Annotated in this window: 6 protein-coding genes and 1 pseudogene; all 7 read right to left on the bottom strand. The window is 41.9% G+C overall.

Features of this window, described 5'->3' with window-relative positions; genetic code table 11:
* Positions 1-160 precede the first annotated feature (160 nt).
* Positions 161-457, bottom strand: coding sequence for a chaperone modulator CbpM (locus CK510_RS23720; protein WP_095724024.1), 297 nt, complete (start codon positions 455-457; stop codon positions 161-163).
* Entirely contained in the window at positions 454-1419 is a 966-nt protein-coding gene (locus tag CK510_RS23725; RefSeq protein WP_095724025.1) for a DnaJ C-terminal domain-containing protein, read from the bottom strand. The genes CK510_RS23720 and CK510_RS23725 overlap by 4 nt, the downstream gene beginning before the upstream one ends.
* A gap of 376 nt (positions 1420-1795) precedes the next feature.
* Complete coding sequence (gene curA / locus CK510_RS23730; RefSeq protein ID WP_095724029.1) at positions 1796-2818, bottom strand: NADPH-dependent curcumin/dihydrocurcumin reductase; 1023 nt, start codon at positions 2816-2818, stop codon at positions 1796-1798.
* Between the two features lie 11 nt (positions 2819-2829).
* Positions 2830-3579 (bottom strand): DUF6544 family protein, encoded by a 750-nt coding sequence (locus tag CK510_RS23735; RefSeq protein ID WP_095724026.1) that lies wholly within the window; start codon positions 3577-3579, stop codon positions 2830-2832.
* A 207-nt stretch (positions 3580-3786) separates the two neighbouring features.
* Entirely contained in the window at positions 3787-4131 is a 345-nt protein-coding gene (locus tag CK510_RS23740) for a hypothetical protein (RefSeq protein WP_211293282.1), read from the bottom strand.
* A gap of 389 nt (positions 4132-4520) precedes the next feature.
* A pseudogene (locus CK510_RS23745) lies at positions 4521-5486 on the bottom strand (RpoD/SigA family RNA polymerase sigma factor).
* Positions 5487-5630: 144 nt separating this feature from the next.
* On the bottom strand, positions 5631-6221 hold the full coding sequence (locus CK510_RS23750; protein ID WP_143289412.1) for a hypothetical protein: 591 nt from the start codon (positions 6219-6221) through the stop codon (positions 5631-5633).
* Positions 6222-6706 lie beyond the last annotated feature (485 nt).

Consider the following 6706-nt stretch of genomic DNA (forward strand, 5'->3'; position numbering starts at 1 on the left):
ACGCCCAGTAATTACTCTGAAGGGCTATAGTTTGATTTATTGAGTGAATTGATTCATTACGATATAAATCGTTACTGTTGGCATAGCCTCTCTTAGAAAAGATATCTTCAGACGGAGAGCAGCAACTCGCAAAGCCAGTTGCATAGGATAATTTTTTAAGTCAAGATTGTAAGGCTTTTAATCTTGCCCGCAGTTGGGCGATTTCCTGCGCCATATCTAAGACCATTACCGCCCCGACGAGATTTAGTCCTAAATCCTGGCGTAACCGTTTAATTTGAGCAATTCGCGCAATTTCTCGCGATCGCAGCATTGAGCCGATCGCTTCAATCAATCCCACTTGTACATATTGTTCAATCACAATCGTTGAGGTTTCCGTCACCAAAGCTGCATATTCAAATGTATAAAGGCGATCGCCTTCTGGGGAAATAACTGTAGTGGAGAGTCTAAACTCGCTCATAATTTCACCTCTTCTATTGCAGAACGGGGGTTAAAACTGCTATTGGACTGAATTTTTTCATAGCAATCCTGCTCAATTTCGCTCAAATCCTTCGGAGACATAATCTGAAGTTTCACAATTAGATCAGTCCGATTTCCTTTCGGCAATATCCAACCTTTGCCTCGCAGTCGCAGCGATTGCCCGGAATTTATCCCTTTGGGAACGGTCATCATCACGTCACCATCTGGGGTTGGCACGTGAATTTGAGTACCTAAGACGGCTTCATCGGGGCGAATGGGAACTTCACAGGTCAGATTATCACCCGAAAACTGAAAAAATCGATGGGGAAATAATTCGATTGTGAGATACAAATCCCCTCGCTTTGGAGAAAAAGGACTGGGGCGACCTTTTCCTTTAATCCGAATCCGACTACCTGGTTTAGCACCTGGGGGAATGCGAACGTTAATAGTTTCATCATCCAACTGCAATCGTTTTTGCACACCATGAAATGCTTCTGAAAAAGAGAGTGCGATCGCAGCCTCAGTATCAGGTGCTGGTGCTTGGCTACGAAATCCGTTAAAATCGTCAGGCTGCTGAGTCGAGGTGCGGTAATAATTCCCTCCTGCTCTTTTCCTGCCACCTAGACCACCCATCAAATCATTGATAAAGTCATCAAAGTTGCTATATTGGTCAAATCCTGCTGCATTTGCGTTGGTTTCTCTAGGAGGAGCAACCCCTGCTGCTGCTTGCTTCCAATACTGCCCAAACTGGTCATACTTTTCGCGGGTTTCTGGATTCGATACAACCTCGTTGGCTTCATTGATAGCTTTGAATTTTTCCTCTGCTTCTGGATTGCCAGGATTTACGTCAGGATGATATTTGCGGGCAAGTTTGCGGTAAGCTCGCTTAATTTCTTCAGCAGTTGCAGTTTTGCTGACTCCTAAAATGGCGTAGTAATCTTTGAAATCGGTTGCAGTAGGCATGATTTAATACTCAAAATCTGATTATTCTGCACTCGGAACATCCTTTTGTTAGTGATAAGTCTCCTTGATCACTAAGATGTTCAAAATTTATGGGATAGTTTCCAGTGGTTGTAAACCGCTTTGCCTCTGTTGAATTATCTGTGGCTTTATTACTAGCAATTTCTGTAGCTACAAGCTGATCGATCGCAGGATTATCAATCTGGGTTCCGGCTTCTGCTTCGGCGCTTAACAGGGCATTGCCTCCTGCGTAATGATTTTGTTCTGTGATCGTTTATAGAGCTTCAGCGGCGGCTTGATTAGAAACTGTTCCTTGAGCTACCATTGATTCGTCATTCATTATTAGAACCTCTTAAATTACAGATTGTGGATTGATGGTTCATTTTTTGGTTGGATCATCACCAACCTGAACGATTAACTTGCCAAAGTTTTTCCCTTGTAGTAAACCAATAAAGGCGGTGGGTGCATTTTCCAAACCTTTTACTACATCTTCTTTGTACTTGAGCTTGCCTGCTTGTAACCACTGAGAAACATCATGGATAAACTCGGCATGACGCTCTTGGTAATCACCAACTAGAAATCCTTTGATCAACGCTCGTTTAATCAGTAGAGGCATCAAATTTGGTCCAGGTGGTGGAGTTTCGGCGTTGTACTGGGAGATCAAACCCACCAAAGGAATTCTGGCTCCCAGATTGATCTGTTGCAACACTGCTTCTAAAATTGCCCCTGCCGTATGATCGACATAGACATCAATTCCATTTGGACAAGCAGCTTTCAATGCAGAATTCAGGTCTTGAGTTTTGCGATTAATGCAAGCATCGAAGCCTAATTCTTGTACAACATTATCACATTTCTCATCGCTACCAGCAATACCCACTGCTCGACAGCCTTTGATTTTGGCAATTTGACCCACAACTGCACCCACCGCACCAGAAGCCGCAGAAACCACAACAGTTTCGCCTGCTTTGGGCTTGCCAATATCTAGCAGGGCAAAATAGGCTGTCATTCCAGGCATCCCAGTAATACCTAATGCGTAGGAGATTGGTAATTGCTTGGGGTCAAGTTTTCTCAAGGTTTCGCCTTGGGAAATTCCATAAGCTTGCCAACCGTCATACCCCAACACAAACTCTCCCACGGAAAATTGGGGATGGTTTGATTTCAGCACTTGGCTGACTGTGCTACCCACCATGACTTTGCCTAGTGCTGCGGGAGTTGCATAAGATGCGCGATCGCTCATCCTTCCTCGCATATATGGATCAAGCGATAAGTAAATGGTACGGTTGAGAATTTCTCCCTCTCCCGGTTCTGGAATTACTGTTTCAACCAAGGCAAAATCGCTTGCTTTGGGTTCACCCGTCGGGTAACTTTTGAGCAGAATTTGTTGGTTCATTGACTTAGACATGGATGCCTGCTTCATTTATAGATTGCCTTATCGATCGTACAGTGGAAGGATTCGCCTTCTGACTCAAATGGTTCACTGCCGAAGAACCAGCCAATGCGAAGACGAGCCGGGATTGTGTAGCCGTCGAATGTACCGCTATCCTCGACTATGCCACCAAAATCGGAGTAGTGAAACGCTTCACCCTCTAGGCTGCCCCAGCGATCGACTTTGATCTGCTCCAAGACTCCCTGATTGGAAACCGTCAGGGTAATCTTGCCCGGTTCTCCGAGTGCTGTGAAGGTTGCCTGAACTTGGGAAACGCTTAACTCCGCCCAGGATATGTCGGGACGACAGAGGACAGATGGCAACCATACCGACTCTGCCTGAACTCGTCCCACACACGATCGAGTTATATCCTCTCCGCTTCTCTGTATGGTATTCCACGAAGCATTTCCAACGCCATCCACGACGCGATCGCATCCCAAAATCGGCAAGCCATGCATCTCAGTCGTCGCCTGCCAAATCATGCCTCGATCCCAGCAAATCACTTCTTCCGCTTGAAAGGGATGCCATTTTTGTCCAAGTTTGATTTCGCCGTGCATCCACAATCTTACTGCTGAGGCTAGCTGCGTACCAGGAGCGATCGCCTTCTCCAGATAGCGACGGGCTAAGGAAGGAAGATTGGTTAGTAATTCGGGCTGGAAAACTCCATTATCGATTGATACCGATTTCCACAAATCATCTAGAGAAATCTCTTCAGGTTTAGTAATAGCTTCAACCATCTGTGACCACCTATTCCGTTTATTCTGTAATTCTGACAGGTGGTTGGGTTGTTTCCTGTATGAGTTGATTAAATATAATACAAATCTTAAAAACTAAAATGGATATAAACCATGAGGAGAATAAAAATGCGATCGCGCAGTGTTGTCTCTGGGGAATTGCTACTGCCTAAAGGTGGATTTTCCTTCGCTTTTAATTATCTGACGAAGTTATTTAAAATAAACTCCAATAATTCGCCCACTAGCTTGGGGTGTAACCTGCACCGTAGACCCCGATTGCACATTACCAATCGCCTGCAATTGCACAGGCACGGTTTTTTGTGATGCGATCGCCACGGTTACTGGTGTCGCTTGATTCCCCTTACCGCTATCTTTTCCAACCTTGGCAGTATTGGCATGGGTAGCAACGAAACCCAGCCCTGCCAGCAACAATACTCCTAAAATTACCAACCTAATCCGTTTTGGCGATCGTGGGAGCTTTTGTTGTATATTGTTTTCTGGCAAATTCTCTTTAGGAATATCAGTCAAACTAGCCTGAGGTATTTCATGGTTCATCAGAACCTCCAATGGATTTTAGTTTACGAGAAACAGCTAAATCCTTTAATATTTCAATTATCGCTTATACTAACTTTATAAGCATAATTCCAATAGTGACCACCATAAATAATCCGATATAAATAATTAGTTTTTTCCAGATTGCTCTCTGATGGCGACGATGTAATTTTAGAGATTTTAAGTCCAATCCATAATATTGTTCAATATCGCTCGACAAATAGTCATGGGAAGTTTTCATAATCATGAATCCTTTGAAACCAACTTGTCTTTTTCTTGATTTATCACTGAATTAAGCTAAAACACATCTAATGAAAGCATATTAAAATTTGCTCAATATCTTCTGAGGTGGGGCAAGATACCCACCCTGAAGAGAGCAACTGAAATGCAAATTAACTTAGCTGTTGTTGTAAAAGGCTGAGAGCTTGTTTTTCGCTCTGTCGAACTCGCTCTCGACTAATACCCATAATCTGACCAATTTGCTCTAGAGTAAGTTCGTGCCCGTCGCCTAAACCAAAGTGCAAATTTAATATTTCTTGTTGTTGATGAGATAACTTTGATAATAAATTTTGAATATCTTGATTAAAGAATTCTTCAACAAAGTAGCTATTCTCGGAGGAACTGCTATCTTCCATTAAATCTTGCAATTGTGTATCTTGTTCCAAGCCAACGCGAATATCGAGGGAAACAGGTTGACGAGCTAAAAGTAAACACTCTCGAATTTTACTAGGTTCTAAAGCAAGTGCTTCAGCAATTTCTGTAGTGGTAGGAATGTGACCCAGCTTCTGAGATAACTCTTGCTGAATGCGCTTAATTTTGTTTAGCCTTTCATATATTTGAATGGGTAAGCGAATTGTTCGTCCTTGTTGAGCTATACCCCGCGTAATTCCCTGACGAATCCACCAATAGGCATAGGTAGAAAACTTATATCCTAGAGCGGGATCAAATTTCTCAACTGCTCTTTCCAAACTTAAATTACCTTCTTGAATTAAATCCAGAAAATCTAAGTTACGCTTCTGATATTGTTTGGCTATTGATACTACTAATCGGAGATTAGCCACAATCATTTTCTGTTTGGCTTTTTTCCCTTGATTTAGTTGTTGAAATAATTCTTGCTCACTTAGCTGCATCTGCAACGCCCATTCTTGCATTGTCGGTGTACACTTTAATTTAATAGTTAATTGCTCCTTAATAGCAAATATAGTCATCATTTGCTAAACTTGTTGAGCAAAGCAAATTTCTTGCTCGTGACTTAATAAAGGTATACGTCCAATTTCTTTAAGGTAAGCACGCACAGTATCAGTTACAGATGAAGATATTTTGTTTGTGCTGTTAGCTTTTAGCTTGTAATTATTCACTCCCCCCCCTGTAAAATGCTCGAAACCCTTGATTTATCCTTGAGAGGTAGGGGGGAGTGTGAAAGGTTACGTTAGCTTTGATATCTGAGAATGTTAAGTTTCTCATAGTAGTTAGTACATTCCTGTTAATCAGATTATTTTGTATTAGCGAAAAACCTGCACACATTGATTTGACCAACCATAAAGGTTTTTGTAAATAAACCAGGTATCAAGCACTAGTTCCAACAAAGCTATCAATACCCAGATTGCCAGGGAAACAATTACAGGTAAACTCAGATCGGGAAACTTCCTTTGCACACCAACAATGCCAAACATCACCAAAAATACGATGGAAATTCCCAAGAGGAAAGATAACTTAGCGATCGCAACAATAAAACGGCTCATCTCTAATATGCGATCGTGAAGCCTAGAAAATCTGTCTAGGATTTCTTCGATGTTATTGATCGCAAGTAAAATTTGTTGTAGCTGCAAATGTGTCGCTATGGAGCATTGTTGCTGGACTTGAGAGGATGTATTCTTGAAATGTTCTAAAAGCTTCTGCAAGGGTAGCACTTGCAGGCTAGTTGTTGAGACTGGAAAATCTTTTAAATGCAAAGGGACTAAATAATCAATCACCCCCATCAGGGTTTGCTCGAAATTATTGAGTTCGCAGTGAAGAGACTGAGTTAAACGAATGAGTTGGTCAATCTGAAGTTGCAGCGTATAGTAATCTTCATATCGCCTTTGAGCTATCAATTGGGTATTAAACGTTAAAAAAACTATTAATACCCCCAATAAAGCAGCCAGGGACTGGGGCCGAAAAGAATTCTATCGCTACTTGTTTATCTAGCACTATCCAGGGGGCATTTTCCCAGATAACCAAAGCAAATGTGACAATAAACACAAGTCCGATAATTAGTAGCTGATGATGGGTTAGTATCGCGATTATTTTTCGTACCAAAGGAATAGCACTGAATTGAACCAGTATTCGTAGATTTGTGAGCGGCTGGGCTTTGCTTGACATAATTTAGACATGTCCCTGATTAATTAGCGATAGTAACTATTACTTATTCCCCACGATGCCAACTAACATGGTTTGTCCCTGTGCGAATCAATTGGCTCAAGTCTGCCACTGCACTAGCGTACTGACCTGAGTTCGACGTAAAAAAATAGCTACAAGTATTCTCTGATATGAGTTACAGTGTTTTATTCCAATTCTTTTTATTCTCAATATGTAGAAT

Source organism: Brunnivagina elsteri CCALA 953 (assembly GCF_002289455.1).
GTDB classification, from domain to species: Bacteria; Cyanobacteriota; Cyanobacteriia; order Cyanobacteriales; family Nostocaceae; genus Brunnivagina; species Brunnivagina elsteri.

What these genes read in the sequence shown, in the direction of transcription:
- CK510_RS23720 (WP_095724024.1), bottom strand. Translation starts at nt 457, where the DNA reads ATGAGCGAGTTTAGACTCTCCACTACAGTTATTTCCCCAGAAGGCGAT.
- CK510_RS23725 (WP_095724025.1), bottom strand. Translation starts at nt 1,419, where the DNA reads ATGCCTACTGCAACCGATTTCAAAGATTACTACGCCATTTTAGGAGTC.
- curA (WP_095724029.1), bottom strand. Translation starts at nt 2,818, where the DNA reads ATGTCTAAGTCAATGAACCAACAAATTCTGCTCAAAAGTTACCCGACG.
- CK510_RS23735 (WP_095724026.1), bottom strand. Translation starts at nt 3,579, where the DNA reads ATGGTTGAAGCTATTACTAAACCTGAAGAGATTTCTCTAGATGATTTG.
- CK510_RS23740 (WP_211293282.1), bottom strand. Translation starts at nt 4,131, where the DNA reads ATGAACCATGAAATACCTCAGGCTAGTTTGACTGATATTCCTAAAGAG.